Raw genomic sequence first — 516 nt, 5'->3', positions numbered from 1 at the left:
CCAGAACTCGCGTGAAACCCGCACCAACTCCGATTCCGGCGGCGTCGAAGGCGGCTGGACGCCGCCGATCTCGGCCATCGAGCGCATCGAGGTGGTGCGCGGGCCGATGTCGTCGCTGTATGGTTCCGACGCCATGGGCGGGGTGATCAACATCATCACCCGCAAGGTGCCCAACGAGTGGGGCGGTGAAATCCGCATGGACACCACCATCCAGGAAAGCAGCAAGTCCGGCGACATCTACCAGGGCAACTTCTACCTGGCGGGCCCGATCAAGAATGACCTGCTGGGCCTGCAGATCTACGGCCAGGCGACCCAGCGCGACGAAGACAGGATCGTCGAGGGCTACCGCAAGCGCAACGCCACCAACATCACGGCCAAGCTGGCGCTCACGCCCAACCGCGATCACGACATCGTGCTGGAAGCCACGTCCAGCCGCCAGAAGTACGAGAACACCCTGGGCAAGACCGTGGCGCCGTTGCCGCCGGGCCAGGCTTGCGCGCGCACCGGTTGCCCGGC

Annotated in this window: 1 protein-coding gene; it reads left to right on the top strand. The window is 65.9% G+C overall.

The features are described 5' to 3' along the window. Positions 1 to 516: TonB-dependent receptor plug domain-containing protein (locus SB751_RS28090; protein ID WP_410748794.1), on the top strand; the 516-nt coding region annotated here is incomplete at both ends.

The sequence above is a fragment of the Cupriavidus sp. SIMBA_020 genome (assembly GCF_046535395.1).
Taxonomy (GTDB): Bacteria; Pseudomonadota; Gammaproteobacteria; order Burkholderiales; family Burkholderiaceae; genus Cupriavidus; species Cupriavidus campinensis.
Note: the sequence above shows the minus strand (reverse complement) of the source record. Positions and strands in the feature narration are given on the sequence as shown.